This window comes from Siccirubricoccus soli (assembly GCF_024178315.1).
GTDB lineage: Bacteria > Pseudomonadota > Alphaproteobacteria > Acetobacterales > Acetobacteraceae > Siccirubricoccus > Siccirubricoccus soli.
Map to the genome: position 1 here is coordinate 24,522 of NZ_JAMZIK010000064.1, position 16,197 is coordinate 40,718.

Here is a 16,197-nt window from a genome sequence, read left to right on the forward strand (position 1 = left end):
GCGAAGGAGCCCTGCAGAATGAGCGAGCCGACCCTCGATATCCTCGGCATCGGCAATGCCATCGTCGATGTGCTGGCGCGGGCCGATGACGCCTTCCTCGACCGGGAGGGGCTGGCGAAGGGTGCCATGCGGCTGATCGGCGCGGCGGAGGCCGAGGCGCTCTACGCGAAGATGGGGCCGGGCGTCGAAAGCTCCGGCGGCTCGGCCGGCAATACCTGCGCGGTGGCGGCGGCGCTCGGCGCCCGGGTCGGCTTCCTCGGCAAGGTGGCGGATGACGCGCTGGGGCAGGTCTTCGCCCATGACATCCGCGCCGCGGGCGTGCATTTCCCCACCCCGCCGCTGCGGGCCAAGGCGGAGGGCTTCGCGCCGACGGCGCGCTGCCTCATCCTCGTCACCCCCGATGCGCAGCGGACGATGAACACCTTCCTCGGCGCCTGCGTCGCCTTCTCCGCGGCGGATGTGGACCCGGCGGAGGTGGCGCGGGCCAAGGTGCTGTACCTGGAAGGCTACCTGTTCGACCCGCCGGCGGCCCAGGCCGCCTTCCACGAGGCCGCGCGCCTGGCCCATGCCGCCGGGCGGCAGGTGGCCATCACCCTCTCCGATGCCTTCTGCGTGGTGCGCCACCGCCAGGCCTTCCGCCGCTTCCTGCGGGAGGAGGCGGATATCGTCTTCGCCAACGAGGCCGAGCTGCTGGCGCTGTACGAGACCGAGGATTTCGCCGCCGCGGCGCGGCAACTGGCCGGGGAGGTCGGGCTGGCGGCGGTGACGCGGAGCGAGCGGGGCAGCCTCATCCTGGCCGGCGAGGCGCGGCATGAGGTGCCGGCGGCGCCGGTGAAGGTGGTGGACACCACCGGGGCGGGCGATGCCTATGCGGCGGGGTTCCTGGCGGCGTTGACCCGGGGCCTGCCCCTGCCGGAATGCGGCCGCTGGGGCTCGGTGGCGGCGGCGGAGGTGATCTCCCATTTCGGGGCGCGGCCGCAGGCGGATCTGCAGGCGCTGGTGGCGGGGACGCTGCCGCCAGGGGCGCGGCCGGTTGCTGATACCCTGGGTTGAGGGGAAAATTCTGCCCCTCTCAAACTCTCCCTCGCACAAGGCCGTAAGGCCCTTTGCCCCCTGAGTTTGGCACGACGGCCCAGCCGGCGAGGCTCAACTCCCGGCTTCCGGAAGCTTTCAGGCCTTGGCGGGTGGCCCCCGAGAGGGTCACGCCATAAAGGCGCGCCTTACGGCGCGACGCCCTCTCGACGCACAGAACCCTCGCATTTCCCGCGCCGAGCGACTATCTGTGCGCCGCAACATGCCGCCAGCCCGCGCCGCCTGGCCCACGCCCTGACCCAGGGCGTTGGGATGGCGCGATTTTGCGTTGCGGCACTCAGGAATCGGACCCCCGATGGAACTCCGCAACGTCGCCATCATCGCCCATGTCGATCATGGCAAGACCACCCTCGTCGACCAGCTGCTGAAGCAGGCCGGCGCCTTCCGCGCCAACCAGCAGGTCGCCGAGCGCGCCCTCGACCGCAACGACCTGGAGCGGGAGCGCGGCATCACCATCCTCGCCAAATCCACCGCCGTCGAGTGGAAGGGCGTGAAGATCAACATCGTGGACACGCCCGGCCACGCCGATTTCGGCGGCGAGGTGGAGCGCATCCTCTCCATGGTGGATGGCGCCATCGTCCTCTGCGACGCCGCCGAGGGCCCCCTGCCCCAGACCAAATTCGTGCTGACCAAGGCGCTGGCCCGCGGCCTGAAGCCCATCGTCGTCATCAACAAGGTGGACCGCCAGGACGCCCGGGCTGACGAGGTGCACAACGAGGTCTTCGACCTCTTCGCCGCCCTCGGCGCCACGGATGAGCAGCTCGACTTCCACACCCTCTTCGCCTCCGGCCGCCAGGGCTGGGCGGATCTGTCGCTGGACGGGCCGCGCAAGGACCTGTCGCCGCTCTTCGACCTGATCCTCTCCCACGTCCCGGCGCCGACCGTCGCGCTGGACAAGCCCTTCGCGATGAACGCGACGATCCTGGAGAGCGACAATTTCCTCGGCCGCATCCTCACCGGCCGCGTCGAGCAGGGCGTGGCCCGGCTGAACATGCCGGTGCGCGTGCTGCGCCAGGACGGCACGGTGGTGGAGACGGGCCGGCTGACCAAGCTGATGACCTTCTCCGGCCTGGACCGCGTCCCCGTGGAGGAGGTGCAGGCGGGCGACATCATCGCCATCGCCGGCCTCGGCAACGCCACCATTCCGGACACCATCGCGGCGCCCGAGGTGACGGAGCCCCTGCCCGCCCTGCCGGTCGATCCGCCGACCCTGGCCATGACCTTCCGCATCAATGACGGTCCGCTGGGCGGCCGCGAGGGCAAGAAGGTCACCTCCCGCCAGATCCGCGACCGCCTCTTCAAGGAAACGGAAGGCAACGTCGCCATCAAGGTGAGGGACTCGGAGGAAGCCGACAGTTTCGAGGTCGCCGGCCGCGGCGAGCTCCAGCTCGGCGTGCTGATCGAGACCATGCGCCGCGAGGGCTTCGAGCTGACCATCGGCCGCCCCCGCGTCCTGACGCGGGAAAACCCGGAGACCGGCGCCCGCGAGGAGCCCTACGAGGAAGCGCTGATCGACGTGGACGAGGCCTATTCCGGCGTCGTCGTCGAGAAGATGTCGCTGCGCAAGGGCCAGATGCAGGACATGCGGCCCTCGGGCGGCGGCAAGGTGCGGCTGACCTTCCTGATCCCGTCGCGCGGCCTCATCGGCTACCACGGCGAGTTCCTGACCGACACCCGCGGCACGGGCATGATGAACCGGCTGTTCCACGGCTACGGCCCCTGGGCCGGGCCGATCGAGGGAAGGCGCAATGGCAGCCTGATCTCCAACTCCGATGGCGAGGCGGTGCAGTACGCGCTGTTCTACCTGCAGGAGCGGGGCGTGCTGTTCGTGGACCCGGGCGTGAAGGTCTATGTCGGCATGATCCTTGGCGAGCACTCCCGGGACAACGACCTGGAAGTGAATCCGATCAAGGAGAAGAAGCTCACCAACATCCGCGCCGCCGGCAAGGATGACGCGCTGCTGCTGACGCCGCCGCGCAGGATGAGCCTGGAGCAGGCCATCGCCTATATCGAGGATGACGAGCTGGTGGAGGTGACGCCCTCCGCCATCCGCCTGCGCAAGCGCTACCTCGACCCGCATGAGCGGAAGAAGCACGCCCGCCGCGCGGAGAGCGAGGCGGCCTGAATCATTCCCCATGACGTTGCTGCGCGACGTCATGGGGATGCCTTTTCCCCACGGATCGCACAGCCTGCCGCGGCAAAGCCGCGGCAGGGCAACAGCGGATCCGGTTGAGGTGGGGCGCTGCAGGCCCCGGGCATAGGCGGCGGCTCAGTTCAGCCGCTGCCGCAGCTCCTCCATCACCTGGCGGATACGGCGGGCCGCCTCGCCTTCCGGTTCCAGTTCCAGGGAGCGTTCCAGGCAGGACAGCGCCGCCGAGATGCGGTCCAGGCGCTGGTTCATCAGCCCCGCCTCCCGCCACAGCACCACCGCCTCCGGCGCCAGGCGCAGCATGTCCTCGGCGCAGGCCAGGGCGCCGGCCATGTCGCCGCTGCGCAACCTCCGCAGCTTGATGTTGTTCTGTAGTCGCAACAGGACCTGGCGCTTGCCCATCGGCCGCAGCAGCCCCGGCCGCAGCTCCGCCCGCTCGCCCTCGATGCGCTTGATCAGCAGGCGCAGGTCGGGCGCCGAAAGGCCGGTGCCGCCATCGAAGACATCGACGATGGCTTGGCCGTTCCGGCCTTCCACCGCCAGCAGGAAATGGCCGGGGAAGTCGATCCCATGCGCCGTCCAGCCCGCCGCCTCCGCCGCATGCAGCCAGAGGATGCCGAGCGCGACCGGCAGCCCCAGCTTCCGCTCCACCACGCGGATGAGGTTGGCATTCGCCATATCCTCGTAATTCCGGCTGTCGCCGGCGAAGCCGAAGCGGCCATGGATCACCTCGGCCAGGGCGGCGCGGCGCCGCTCGGCATCGCCCGCATCCGCCTCCGGATCCGCCGTGGCGGCGGCGACGGCGGCCTGCGCCAAACCGGTGAGCTGCGCCGCCGCTTCCCGCCAATCCGCCTCCGGCGCATCGATGCGGGCAAGCTGCAGCGCAACCGCCGCAAGGTCGAGCTCCGCATCGGGCAGGGTGCCGGCGGCCTCGAGCGCAGCCCGTGCCTCCGCCTCTGGGGTGTCAGCCATGCCCTCACTCTTGTCCCGGCACGGCCGAAGGGCAAGCGCCCCGCGCGCTCAATGCGCGGCGGGAACCATCCGGCCGAGAGGGCGGCCGCCGAAGATATGGACGTGGAAATGCGGCACTTCCTGCCCGGCATCCGCGCCCATGTTGGCGAGGATGCGATACCCCCCCTCCTCCAGCCCCAGCGCCTTGGCGGTGGCGGAGACGGCCCGCCAGAAGCCCGCGATCAGCTCCGCCGGGGCCGAGGCGTGGAAATCCGCGGCGCTGACATAGGGGCCTTTCGGGATCACCAGCACATGCACCGGCGCCTGGGGGTGGATGTCGTGGAAGGCCAGGGCCCAGGAATCCTCATGGACCTTCTTGCAGGGGATCTCGCCGCGCAGGATGCGGGCGAAGATGTTGCCCTCGTCATAGGGGGGCAGGCCGGTGACGGACATCGGATGCGGCTCCTGTGCTGGCGGGGGCTTCGCCCCCAAGACCCCCAGGGGGCTCTGCCCCCTGCACCCCCGCCGGGGAGGGGACCCCTCCCCGGACCCCGGTGTGAGTTTGCAGGCTCAACCCACGGGTCGGAAACTCAGGCCGCCGCCGAGGCCGGCTTCTGCCCGGCGGCTGCTACGCTCAGAACTCCCGCGGCGGCCGCGGGCGCCGGGGCGGGCGCGGGCCGCTGCCGAACTGGTCCTGCTGGTGGGACGGCATCCGCCGCTCCCGCGGCGGCGGCGGCGGCGCGGCCAGGTCCGCCTCCAGCTCCTTGATCTTGCCGGCGATGGAGGTGCGCAACTCCGGCGAGGTGTGCGGCTTCAGCGTGCGGATCGTCTCCTTCAGCTCCGCCAGCAGGCGCACCTTCTCCTCCCGCGTCCGCTTCAGCGGGCGGTTGTCGGAGAACTGGCCGTCATAGGAACGCATGTGACTGACTCCCCGGGCATGGTTATGGGCGGGGCGTCGCGCGCCCTGCCGCTTGTCGGCGCAGCCTAGAGCAATATCCGATCGCGTGGAATCACCCGATCGGATTTCTTGCGCTAGAAAACATAATGTCTGGAGCAGCTTATCTGCGGTCCGCCAGAACGGAGGCTGCTCCAGCAGACCGCAGCGCCGGGTTTCGGAAAAAGCCGCGCCTCAGATGTCCAGCATCAGCCGGCGCGGATCCTCGATGCTCTCCTTCACCCGGACGAGGAAGCTGACCGCTTCCTTTCCGTCCACAATGCGGTGGTCGTAGGAGAGGGCGAGGTACATCATCGGCCGCACCTCGACCTTGCCGTTCACGACCATCGGCCGCTCCTGGATCTTGTGCATGCCGAGAATGCCGCTCTGCGGCGGGTTCAGGATGGGCGTCGACATCAGGCTGCCATAGATGCCGCCATTGGTGATGGTGAAGCTGCCGCCCGCCATCTCCTCCAGCTTCAGCTGCCCGTCGCGGACGCGCTTGCCGAAGCTGCCGATGGTCTTCTCGATCTCGGCGAAGCCCATCTTGTCGGCATTGCGCAGCACCGGCACCACCAGGCCGTTCGGGCCGCCGACGGCGATGCCCATATGGACGAAATGCTTGTAGATGATGGTGTCGCCGTCGATCTCGGCGTTCACCGCCGGGAATTCCTTCAGCGCCGCGACGCAGGCCTTCACGAAGAAGGACATGAAGCCGAGGCGGACGCCGTGCTTCTTCTCGAAGACGTCGCGGTATTCCGTGCGCAGCGCCATCGCCGCGCCCATATCCACCTCGTTGAAGGTGGTGAGCATGGCGGCGGTGTTCTGCGCCTCCTTCAGCCGCCGCGCGATGGTGATGCGCAGGCGGGTCATCTTCACCCGCTCCTCGCCCGGCTCCTCAGCGCGGGGGGCGGCGGGCTTCGCGGCGGGCGCGGCCGGCGCCGGGCGGGCCAGGAACTCCAGCACGTCGCCCTTGCTGATGCGGCCGTCCTTCGCCGTGCCGGTGCCGACCTGCTCGGCCGTGACGTTGTTCTCGGCCATCATCTTGGCCGCGGCGGGCAGCGGCGCATGGGTGCCGGGCACGGCCACCGGGCCGGCCGGCACCCGCGGCGTCTCCACCTTGGGCTGCGCCACGGCCGCGGGCACCGGGGCCGGGGCGGGCTGCGGCTTGGCCGGGGCGGCACCCGCGCCGGCGCTGGCGCCGATCACGCCCAGCACCGCGCCGGGGGCGACTTCCGCGCCCTCATCGGCGGCGATGGATTCGATGACGCCGGCGGCCGGCGCATTCACCTCCACCGTCACCTTGTCCGTCTCCAGCTCGACCAGCGGCTCATCCACCGCCACGGCCTCGCCGGCCTTCTTCAGCCAGCGCGCCACCGTCGCGCTGGAAACGCTTTCGCCCAGGGTGGGCACCAGGATGTCCGTCGCCATATCTCGCTACCTTCCCGACACGCCGCGCCTCAAAGACCCAGCGCCTGCCGCACCAGGGTTTCCTGTTCCTGGCTGTGCACCTTGGCGAGGCCGGTCGCCGGGCTCGCCGCCTCGCGGCGGCCGACGAATTCCGGGCGCTTCGCCGCGATGTCCAGCTCCTTCAGCACCTTCTCCAACCGCCGGTCGACAAAGCCCCAGGCGCCCATGTTCTCGGGCTCCTCCTGGCACCACACCACCTCGGCGCGCTTATAGGGCGCCAGCGCGGTCTTGAGGCCGGCGACCGGGAAGGGGTGCAGCTGCTCCAGCCGAATCAGCGCCACGTCCTTGATACCCTTGTCGCGGCGCTCCTGCAGCAGGTCGTAATAGACCTTGCCGCTGCAGAGCACGACGCGCTTCACCTCTTCCTCCGGCGCGATCGCATCGATCTCCGGGATCACGTAGCGGAAGGCGCTGCCCGGGCCGAAATCCGCCAGGCTGCTGACCGCCAGCTTGTGCCGCAGCAGCGATTTCGGCGTCATCAGGATCAGCGGCTTGCGGTAGTTGGCCTTCAGCTGCCGCCGCAGCGCGTGGAAGTAGTTGGCCGGCGTGGTCAGGTTGCAGACCCGCATGTTCCGCTCGGCGCAGAGCTGCAGGTAGCGCTCCAGCCGCGCGGAGGAATGCTCCGGCCCCTGCCCCTCATAGCCATGCGGCAGCAGCATCACGAGGCCCGACATGCGCAGCCACTTCGTCTCCGCGCTGGCGATGAACTGGTCGATGATGACCTGGGCGCCATTGGCGAAGTCGCCGAACTGCGCCTCCCACAGCACCAGGGTGTGCGGATCCGCCAGCGAGTAGCCGTAGTCGAAGCCCAGCACGCCGAACTCCGAAAGCAGGCTGTTGAAGGCCTCGAATTTCGGCTGGCCCTCGCGGATGTTGTTCAGGGGTACGTATTCCGCCTGGGTCTTCTGGTCGATGAGGTAGGCGTGGCGGTGGCTGAAGGTGCCGCGCTGCACATCCTCGCCGGAAAGCCGCACGCGGTGGCCTTCCAGCAGCAGCGTGCCGAAGCCCAGCGCCTCGCCGGTCGCCCAGTCGATCCCCTCGCCGCTCTCGATCGCCTGCTTCTTGGCCTCGAGCTGCCGGGCGATCTTCGGGTTGACCGCGAAACCCTCCGGCACCCTTGCCAGCGCGGCGCCCACCTCGCGCAGCGTCTCCAGCGGGACGGCGGTGGCGTGGAGCTGCTCCACCTCCTCCCCCACCGCAACGGGCTTGAGGCCGGCCCAATGGCCTTCCAACCAGTCCGCCTTGTTCGGCTTGAAGCTCTGCGCCGCCTGGTGCGCCTCTTCCAGCTTCTGGTTGAAGGCGTCCAGCATCGCCTGGCTTTCCTCGGCCGGCACCGCGCCCTCGGCCGCCAGGCGCTCGGCATAGAGGGTGCGGGTCGTCTTCATCTCCCGGATCCGGCCATACATGATCGGCTGGGTGAAGGCCGGCTCGTCGCTCTCATTGTGGCCGTGCCGGCGATAGCAGACGATGTCCACCACCACATCGGTGGAGAATTGCTGGCGGAATTCGGTGGCGAGGCGGGCGACGAAGACCACCGCCTCCGGGTTGTCGCCGTTCACGTGCCAGATCGGCGCCTGCACGCTCTTCGCCACGTCGGTGCAGTACAGGCCGGAATAGGCATGCACCGGGACGGTGGTGAAGCCGATCTGGTTGTTGGTGACGATATGGATGGTGCCGCCGGTGCGGTAGCCGATGAGCTGGCTCATCGCCAGCGTCTCATAGACCACGCCCTGGCCGGCGAAGGCGGCATCGCCATGCAGCAGGATGCCCATGACGGAGTGCCGCCCCTTGGTGTCCCCCGCCATGTCCTGGCGCGCCCGCACCTTGCCGGCAACCACCGGGTTCACCGCCTCGAGATGGGAGGGGTTGGGCTGCAGCGAGAGGTGGATGGTCCGCCCCGCCACCTCGATATCCGTGCTGGTGCCGAGATGGTATTTCACGTCGCCCGAGCCCTGGACGTCGTCCGGATTGGCGCCGACGCCCTTGAACTCGGAGAAGACCTGGGTGAAGGGCTTCTTCACCACATTCACCAGCATGTTCAGCCGGCCGCGATGCGCCATGCCGATGGCGATCTCGTTCACCCCGGCCTTCGCCGCGGTCTCGATCACCGTCTGCACCGCGGGGATGGTGCTCTCGCCGCCCTCCAGGCCGAAGCGCTTGGTGGAGACGTATTTGCGGGCGCAGAAGGCCTCGAAGCCCTCGGCCTCGGTGAGCTGGGAAAGGATCTGGCGCTTGCCCGCGGCGTCGAAGGCGGAGACCCAGGGGGCGCCTTCCATGCGCTGCTGGATCCAGGCCTTCTGCTCCGGATCCTGGATGTGCATGAACTCGACGCCGATCGGGCCGCAATAGGTGGCGCGGCAGACCTCGAGGATCTGGCGGACCGAGGCGGTCTCCAGCCCCAGCACGCCGTTGATGAAGATCGGGCGGTCGAGATCGGCCTCGGTAAAGCCCCAGAAGGCCGGGGAGAGTTCCTGGTGCGGCTTCGGCTGCTGCAGGCCGAGCGGGTCGAGCTGCGCCTCCAGATGGCCGCGCACCCGATAGCTGCGGATCAGCATCAGGGCGCGGATGGAATCGAGCTGGGCGGCGCGGATCGCGGCGGGGTCGGCGGCGGCGGCCGCCTTGCCGTCCCTCCCCTTCGCGGCGGGCGGGGCCTCCGGCTCCGGCGCGAAGCCGCCCCGCGGCCGCGGGGCCCAGGAGGCGCCGAGGGCATCGGTCAGCACCGCCCGCGCATCGTCGTTCAGCGCGGCGAAAAGCTCGGCGAAGGAAGGATCGACGCTGCCGGGATTCTCCACCCAGCGGGCATAGGTATCCGCGAGATAGGCGGCATTTGCGCCCGTCATCGCGCTGGCGAGAATATCCACTCCGGCCATGTTCATCTCCCTGCCGGCCCATCCTCGGCCGGTGGTGCACACCATCATGCGCGGAAGCCGCGCGGGGATGCCGCGCGGGGCACGCGCGGGCCTGAACAGCATTCCGGCGCCGCGCGGACCTCAGATAGGACGCCGGCGCCGGTTAACATAGGGTCTCAGCCCTGCTTTTGCGGCAGGTTCGGCCCGCCGCCTGGCATTCCCCCTCTTGCCCCCTGCCCCGCGCCTGCGCACGGGCGGGGCGGGACCTCAGCCCTTCAGCGCCCGCACCATGGTGGAGCCGAGCGCCGCCGGGCTGTCCGCGACATGGATGCCGGCGGAGGCCATGGCTTCCATCTTCGCCGCCGCCGTATCCTTGCCGCCCGAGATCACCGCGCCGGCATGGCCCATGCGCCGGCCGGGCGGGGCCGTGGCGCCGGCGATGAAGCCGACCACCGGCTTGTTCGGCTTGCCCGGGCCGAAATTCTCACGCCGCAGGTACTCGGCGCCGATCACCTCCGCCTCGCCGCCGATCTCGCCGATCATGATGATCGACTTCGTCGCCTCGTCCTTCAGGAACATCTCAAGGACGTCGATGAAGTCCAGCCCCTTCACCGGGTCGCCGCCGATGCCGACGCAGGTGGACTGGCCGAGCCCCGCCGCCGTGGTCTGCGCCACCGCCTCATAGGTCAGCGTCCCGGAGCGGGAGACGATGCCGACCGAGCCGGCGCGGTGGATATGGCCGGGCATGATGCCGATCTTGCACTGCTCCGGCGTGATCACGCCCGGGCAGTTCGGCCCGACCAGGACCGACTTCGAGCCGGAGAGCGCCCGCTTCACCCGCACCATGTCGAGTACCGGAATGCCCTCGGTGATGCAGATGACGAGCGGCACCTCGGCGTCGATCGCTTCCAGGATCGCATCCGCCGCGAAGGGCGCGGGCACGTAGATGACGGAGGCATTGGCCTGCGTCTTCTCCACGCATTCCGCCACCGTGTCGAAGACCGGCAGGTTCAGCTCCGGGTGCATGGTGCCGCCCTTGCCCGGCGTGGTGCCGCCGACATAGGTGGAGCCATAGGCGATGCCCTGGCTGGCATGGAAGGTGCCCTGGGCGCCGGTGAAGCCCTGGGTCATCACGCGGGTGTTGCGATCGACGAGAACGGCCATGGCTCAGGCGCCCTTCTTGACCGCCGCGACCACCTTCTGGGCGGCGTCGGCCAGGTTGTCGGCGGGGATGATGGCGAGGCCGCTCTCGGCCAGGATCTTCTTGCCCAGCTCCACATTCGTGCCCTCGAGCCGGACGACCAGCGGCACGGAGAGGGAGAGGTTCTTGCTGGCTTCGACGATGCCGCTGGCGATCATGTCGCACTTGGCGATGCCGCCGAAGATGTTCACCAGGATCGCCTTGACGTTGGCGTCCGAGGTGATGATCCGGAACGCCTCCGTCACCCGCGCCGCGTTCGCCGTGCCGCCGACATCGAGGAAGTTCGCCGGCGAGGAGCCGTAGAGCTTGATGATGTCCATCGTCGCCATGGCCAGGCCGGCGCCGTTCACCATGCAGCCGATCTCGCCGTCCAGCGCGACGTAGTTCAGCTCGTGGCGGGTGGCGTCCAGCTCCTTCGGATCCATCTCGCTGTCGTCACGCAGGCCCTCGAGGTCCTTGTGGCGGAACAGCGCGTTGTCGTCGAAGGAGACCTTGGCGTCGAGCGCCACGATCTCCCCCGCGCCGGTGACGACCAGCGGGTTGATCTCGACGATGGCGCAGTCGAGTTCGAGGAAGGCGCCGTAGAGGCTGGTGACGAACTTGGTGAAGCTCGCCACCTGCTTGCCGGTGAGGCCGAGGCCGAAGGCCAGCTTCCGCGCATGGAAGCCGGAGATGCCGGAGGCCGGATCGACATGCACCTTCAGGATCTTCTCGGGGTGGCTGGCCGCCACCTCCTCGATCTCCATGCCACCCTCGGTGGAGGCCATGATGACCACGCGGGAGGTGGAGCGGTCCACCAGCAGGCCGAGATAGAGCTCCCGCTTGATGTCGCAGCCCGCCTCCACATAGACGCGGGAGACGAGCTTGCCGCCCGGCCCGGTCTGCTTGGTGACGAGGGTATGGCCGATCATCGCCGCGGCGGCGGCCTTCGCCTCCTCCGGCGATTTCGCCAGCCGGACGCCGCCCTTGCCGTTCGGGTCATCGGCGAAGCGGCCGGCGCCGCGGCCGCCGGCATGGATCTGCGACTTCACCACATAGATGGGGCCGGGCAGCTTCCTCGCCGCCGCCTCCGCCTCCTCCGGCGTCCAGGCCACATGGCCTTCCAGCACCGCGACGCCACGCTGCCGCAGCAGCTCCTTCGCCTGGTATTCGTGGATGTTCATGCTGGCCTGGCTCCGCCGGAGGGTGGGATCAAACGCCGAGCTTCTTGAAGTCCTCGATCAGCTTCTTCACCGCGTCGCAGCTCTTGTCGAAGGCGGCCTTCTCCTCCGGCGTGAACTGCACCTCGACGATGCGCTCCACGCCCTTGGCGCCGATCACCACCGGCACGCCGACATAGAAGCCCTTCTGGCCGTACTCGCCATTCAGCAGCACGGCGCAGGGCAGCACCCGCTTCTTGTCCAGCAGGTAGCTCTCCGCCATGGCGATGGCCGAGGCGGCCGGGGCGTAGAAGGCCGAGCCCTTCTCCAGCAGCTTCACGATCTCGCCGCCGCCATTGGCCGTGCGGTTCACGATGGCGTCGATCTTCTCCTGCGTCGTCCAGCCCATCTTGATCAGATCGGGCACCGGGATGCCGGCGACGGTGGAGTAGCGGGTCAGCGGCACCATGGTGTCGCCATGGCCGCCCAGCACGAAGGCGGTCACGTCCTCGACCGAGACGCCGAATTCCTGGGCCAGGAAGAGGCGGAAGCGGCTGCTGTCCAGCACGCCGGCCATGCCCACCACGCGCTCCGGCGGCAGGCCGGATTTCTGCTGCAGCACCCACACCATCACGTCGAGCGGATTGGTGATGCAGATGACGAAGGCGTTCGGGGCGTAGGTCTTGATGCCCTCACCGACCTTGGCGATGACCTCGGCGTTCTTGGTCAGCAGGTCGTCGCGGCTCATGCCCGGCATGCGCGGGAAGCCGGCGGTCACGATGCAGACATCGGCGCCGGCGATGGCGGCGTAGTCGCCGGTGCCGGCCATGTTGGAATCGAAGCCGTCCACCGGGCCGGACTGCATGATGTCCAGCGCCTTGCCCGCGGCGACGCCGGGGAAGACGTCGAACAGGACGACATCGCCCAGTTCCTTGAGGCCGATCAGGTGGGCGAGCGTCCCACCGATGTTGCCGGCGCCGATCAGCGCGATCTTCTTGCGGGCCATGACGCGTCCCTTGCCTGTGGACTATGCGAATGCTGCGCTGCTTCCTAGCCCGGCCCGGAAAGGGCGACAAGGCGCGGGTCAGGCGGCCCGGCCGGCGCCCGGGGCCGGTGGCGGAGCCCCGCGGGATGGGCGGGCGAGTTGCAGGAACGACAAGGGGAAGACCGGGGGCGCTGCCCGTTGGCGGCAGCGCCGCCCCCCCTCGCCGGGGCCAGGACCTGGCCCCGGCCCCGGTGGGGATTGGAGTCGCGGGCCGGCATCATCCGGCGATTATGTCGCCGTTTCCGTCTGCGACGGACAAGGCGGCTCGCGTTCGGATCGAACGACCATGGACGGGACGGGCCCCAACTCAAGGTTTCCAAAGGCCCTTCAGCCTTTGGCAGGGGAAGTTTGAGGGAGACGGCGTCCCCCCTCACGCCGCCCGCAGCGCCTCATAGGCCGCCCGCACCAGCACCGGCCCGTGCCGGCGTTCCAGCCGGCGGATGGTGAAATGCGCCGTGGCGATGCCGCGGAAATGCTCCAGGAAGGCCAGGTTCACCGCCGCCCCGCCCGCCGCGCCCAGCAGCGGCGCCGCCTGGGCGGAGAGCTTCACCGCCACCGGCGCCCCGAACCGCGCCGCGACAGCGCCGAGGAAGCCCGGCAGCAGCCCGGCCAGCCCCCGCCCTACCGTGCCTTGCAAGGTCTCGGCCAGGGCCAGGCGCAGGGCGAAATAGCCGCTCTCCGCCGCGTCATCCGCCGGGTCCCGGCCCCCCAGGGCAAAGACCTTCAGGCATTCCGCCTGCACCTCCGGCCGGGCCAGGTCCTCCCCCTGCTCCGCCGCGATGGCCGCGACCTGCCGCAGCAGCAGGGTGGTGGAGACCGGCAATTCCAGCAGCGTCCCCGGCAGGCCCAGCGCCCCGCCGGCGACCCCGGAGGCGGCCAGCAGCCCCCGGTGCAGCCAGGCGCCGGAGAGCGGCGTCGGGTTGCGCGCCGGCTCGCTCCGCAGCGCGGTGCGCAGGGCGATCCCCAGCGCCCGCTCCACCGCCGCCGTCAGCAGGCGCTGGGCCGGCCCCGGCAGGCGCCGCCGCAGCGAGTCGACCGAGCTGCCGACCAGGGCGGCGAGCCGCATGGGCAGGGAGACCCCCTCCAGCACGGCGACGGCGGATTGCAGCTCCGCCTGGGCCTCCTCCGGCAGGGTGGCGGGCACGGGCAGGGTTCGGTCGTTCATCGTGCGCGGAATAACCTTCGGGATGGCGCCGGGTTCGCCGGCCCGGCAGGATGTGGGGAGGAGCCCGGAGACCCGCCATGGATGGCAGCCTCGCCCCCAGCCAGATCCGCACCGCCTGCCCGCATGACTGCCCAAGCGCCTGCGTGCTGGAGGTGGAGAAGCTCTCGCCGACCCGCATCGGCCGGGTGCGGGGCTCGGCAGCCTATGACTACACGGCCGGCACCTGCTGCGCGAAGGTCGCCCGCTATGCGGAGCGGGTGCACCATCCCGGCCGGCTGGCACGGCCGCTGCTGCGTGCCGGCGCCAAGGGCGAGGGGCGCTTCGCCGAGATCGGCTGGGAGGAGGCGCTGGACCGCATCGCCGCCGCCTTCCGGGCGGCCGCGGCGGAGCACGGGCCGGAGGCGGTCTGGCCCTATCACAGCGGCGGGACGCTCGGCGTGCTTTCCCGCTGGGGGATCGACCGGCTGCGGCACGTGATGGGCTATTCCCGGCAGATCTCCACCATCTGCGTCACCCCGGCGCAGATGGGCTGGAAGGCCGGCATCGGCGCCGCCCGCGGCAGCGACCCCCGGCGAGTGGCGGAGGCCGATCTGATCCTGATGTGGGGCGGCAACCCGGTCTCCACCCAGGTCAATCTGATGACGCATATCCAGCGGGCGCGGAAATCGCGCGGGGCGAAGCTGGTGGTCATCGACGCCTATCGCTCGCCCTCCATCGAGGCGGCCGATCTCGGCCTGGTGCTGCGGCCGGGGACGGATGCCGCCCTGGCCCTGGCGCTGATGGCGGCGGCGCTGGAGGCGGGGGCGGCGGACCGGGCCTTCCTGGCGCAGCATACCGACTGGTCGGCGGAGGTGGAGGCGCATATTCGCGGCCACTCCATCCCTTGGGCGGCGGAGGTGACGGGCCTGACGGTTGCCGAGATCGAGGAACTGGCCCGGCTCTATATCGGCACGGAGCGGCTGTTCCTGCGCGCCGGGGTTGGCTTCACCCGCCACCGCAACGGCGCCGCCACCATGCATGCCGTCTCCTGCCTCGCCGCCCTGACCGGCGCCTGGGCGAAGCAGGGCGGCGGCGCCTTCTTCTACGCGCTGGATGGCTGGGGGCTGGACACGCGCCTTGCCTGGGCCAGCGACCGGATCGATCCCAAGGTGCGGGTGCTGGACCAGTCCCGCATCGGCGCCGTACTGAACGGGGAGCGTGACGCGCTCTGCGGCGGCCCGCCGGTCAAGGCCATGCTGATCCAGAACGCCAACAGCGCGGAGGTGGCGCCGGACAGCCACGCCGTGCGCCGTGGCCTGGCGCGGGAGGACCTGTTCCTCGCGGTGCATGAGCAATTCCTGACGCCGACCGCCGCCTTCGCCGACATCGTCCTGCCGGCCACCACCTTCCTGGAGCAGAACGACATCACCATGGGCCTCGGCCACACGGCGCTGACAGTGGCGCCGCAGGTGATCGAGCCCTATGCCGAGGCGCGGCCCAACCACGCGGTGGTGCAGGGGCTGGCGGCCAGGCTGGGGGCGGAGCATCCCGGCTTCGGGATGAGCGATGTCGAGATCCTGGACGCGACGCTCCGCGCCTCCGGCCAGGGCGGCTGGGCGGAGGCGGTGGCGGCGGGCTTCCTGCCGGTGCCGAACGCCATCCCCTCCGGCGCGGCGTTCGAGGGCTTCCCGCAGCCGGATGGGCGCTTCCGCTTCCGCCCGGACTGGCCGGCGCTCGGCCCCTATGGCGGCGAGATGCCCTGCCTGCCGAGCTACTGGCAGAAGCTGGAATGGGCGGGGGCGGAGACGCCCTTCCGCCTCATCACCCCGCCGGCCCGGAGTTTCCTGAACACCAGCTTCACCGAGACCCCGGGCTCGAAAAAGCGGGAGGGGGCGCCGCTGCTGCGGGTGCACCCGCGGGACGCGGCACGGCTCGGCATTGCCGACGGGGCGATGGTGCGCATCGGCAATGCGCGGGGGGCGCTGACGCTGCGGGCGATGCAGTTCGACGGCGTGCTGGAAGGGGTGCTGGCGCTGGAGGGCATCTCGCCCAGCGCGGAATTCCCGGAGGGCATCGGGGTGAATGCGCTGGTTGGCGCCGATCCGGTGGCGCCGGCGGGGGGTGTCGCGTTCCACGACATTGCGGTGTGGCTGCGGGCGGCGGGTTGAGGAGGGCTCTGCCCTCCTCAAGCTCCTTCCGCCAAAGGCCGAAGGGGAACGTTAT

At 70.1% G+C, this 16,197-nt stretch carries 12 protein-coding genes; 3 read left to right on the forward strand and 9 right to left on the reverse strand.

Going from position 1 to position 16,197, the window contains the following annotated elements; translation table 11 throughout:
* Positions 1–18 precede the first annotated feature (18 nt).
* Complete coding sequence (locus tag NJ376_RS10745; RefSeq protein ID WP_252953247.1) at positions 19–1,053, forward strand: adenosine kinase; 1,035 nt, start codon at positions 19–21, stop codon at positions 1,051–1,053.
* Positions 1,054–1,387: 334 nt separating this feature from the next.
* Complete coding sequence (typA, locus tag NJ376_RS10750) at positions 1,388–3,217, forward strand: translational GTPase TypA (RefSeq protein WP_252953248.1); 1,830 nt, start codon at positions 1,388–1,390, stop codon at positions 3,215–3,217.
* Positions 3,218–3,361: 144 nt separating this feature from the next.
* On the opposite strand, the gene NJ376_RS10755 is transcribed toward typA, so the two are convergent.
* From NJ376_RS10755 to NJ376_RS10795, 9 genes are all read right to left on the reverse strand, one after another.
* Entirely contained in the window at positions 3,362–4,213 is an 852-nt protein-coding gene (locus NJ376_RS10755) for a SirB1 family protein (protein WP_252953249.1), read from the reverse strand.
* A 48-nt stretch (positions 4,214–4,261) separates the two neighbouring features.
* Positions 4,262–4,645, reverse strand: a complete 384-nt coding sequence (locus NJ376_RS10760; protein ID WP_252953250.1) for a histidine triad nucleotide-binding protein — start codon at positions 4,643–4,645, stop codon at positions 4,262–4,264.
* Positions 4,646–4,826: 181 nt separating this feature from the next.
* Positions 4,827–5,111, reverse strand: a complete 285-nt coding sequence (locus NJ376_RS10765; protein ID WP_252953252.1) for a hypothetical protein — start codon at positions 5,109–5,111, stop codon at positions 4,827–4,829.
* Positions 5,112–5,321: 210 nt separating this feature from the next.
* Entirely contained in the window at positions 5,322–6,557 is a 1,236-nt protein-coding gene (gene odhB, locus NJ376_RS10770; RefSeq protein ID WP_252953253.1) for a 2-oxoglutarate dehydrogenase complex dihydrolipoyllysine-residue succinyltransferase, read from the reverse strand.
* A 29-nt stretch (positions 6,558–6,586) separates the two neighbouring features.
* Positions 6,587–9,466 carry a 2-oxoglutarate dehydrogenase E1 component gene (locus tag NJ376_RS10775; RefSeq protein ID WP_252953254.1) on the reverse strand — a complete coding sequence of 960 codons (2,880 nt, stop codon included), beginning with the start codon at positions 9,464–9,466 and terminating at the stop codon, positions 6,587–6,589.
* Between the two features lie 246 nt (positions 9,467–9,712).
* Positions 9,713–10,609, reverse strand: a complete 897-nt coding sequence (gene sucD, locus NJ376_RS10780; RefSeq protein WP_252953255.1) for a succinate--CoA ligase subunit alpha — start codon at positions 10,607–10,609, stop codon at positions 9,713–9,715.
* A gap of 3 nt (positions 10,610–10,612) precedes the next feature.
* On the reverse strand, positions 10,613–11,809 hold the full coding sequence (gene sucC, locus NJ376_RS10785; RefSeq protein WP_252953256.1) for an ADP-forming succinate--CoA ligase subunit beta: 1,197 nt from the start codon (positions 11,807–11,809) through the stop codon (positions 10,613–10,615).
* A gap of 28 nt (positions 11,810–11,837) precedes the next feature.
* The gene (gene mdh / locus NJ376_RS10790) at positions 11,838–12,791 is read right to left on the reverse strand and encodes a malate dehydrogenase (protein WP_252953257.1); all 954 of its coding nucleotides are present in this window, start codon (positions 12,789–12,791) and stop codon (positions 11,838–11,840) included.
* Positions 12,792–13,200: 409 nt separating this feature from the next.
* The gene (locus tag NJ376_RS10795; RefSeq protein ID WP_252953258.1) at positions 13,201–13,995 is read right to left on the reverse strand and encodes an EcsC family protein; all 795 of its coding nucleotides are present in this window, start codon (positions 13,993–13,995) and stop codon (positions 13,201–13,203) included.
* 77 nt (positions 13,996–14,072) lie between these two features.
* On the opposite strand from NJ376_RS10795, the gene NJ376_RS10800 reads away from it, so the two are divergent.
* Positions 14,073–16,142 (forward strand): molybdopterin-containing oxidoreductase family protein, encoded by a 2,070-nt coding sequence (locus NJ376_RS10800; RefSeq protein WP_252953259.1) that lies wholly within the window; start codon positions 14,073–14,075, stop codon positions 16,140–16,142.
* Positions 16,143–16,197 lie beyond the last annotated feature (55 nt).